The following is a 763-nucleotide window of genomic DNA, read 5'->3' as shown; positions in this document are numbered from 1 at the left end:
AGTGACAGCATCACCAAGCGATATCACATTGGCAGCACACAGGGCGCTGTACTCGCCTAGAGAGTGACCAGCTAAATAGCAAGGCGTCTCTTCTATTTTTTGTTGTAAGACACGCCAAATGGCAATGCTAGCTGTCAGTAGCGCTGGCTGAGTATACTCGGTTTGATTGAGTTTTTCTTCATCCTGACAGATTGCCCACAAATCCTCACCAAGCGCCTCACTCGCTTCGGTAAATGTATCGCGTATCTCTGGGTAGATTTCAGCAAGCTCACTCGTCATTGCGACTGCTTGAGATCCTTGTCCAGGAAAAATGACCGCGATACGAGCGGGTTGCTTTTTTACCATATCGGGTACAGAAGCCATAACCAATATTCCTTATCTGATTAGAAACATCCCTAAAACAATGGGGCGTATTATATTATTAGATGTGATACAAAGCCGCTAGTTCAACTATTTATCTAAGAAAACGGATTGTCAGTAAACTATACACTGACACACACTATTATCATAGTAGATGCAAACTAAACAGCAAGAGTAACGATACCCAAATTAAAGGAGCAGATTATATCAGCACATTTTTAAATTTACTAAAAACAACAAACGAATTGAGCAAAAAGTCTAGCTATAAATAACAAAAAGCCAAGTTATCCAGCCACATAATATATGATAGCGAAATAACTTGGCTTTTTTTAGCTCAAAGCTTATTGACTAATGATAGCTAGGCAAATACAACAACAGTCACCAGTACTGTTACTACTTTAAC

Annotated in this window: 1 protein-coding gene; it reads right to left on the bottom strand. The window is 39.7% G+C overall.

What is annotated here, in order from left to right; genetic code table 11:
* On the bottom strand, positions 1–363 hold a 363-nt coding region (locus tag ACS8FC_RS16830), incomplete at its 3' end, for an ACP S-malonyltransferase (RefSeq protein WP_439297628.1).
* Positions 364–763 lie beyond the last annotated feature (400 nt).

This window comes from Psychrobacter sp. 1Y4, assembly GCF_051847555.1.
The sequence above is the reverse complement of the archived record's forward strand: the minus strand, read 5'-3'. Positions and strand labels throughout refer to the sequence as shown.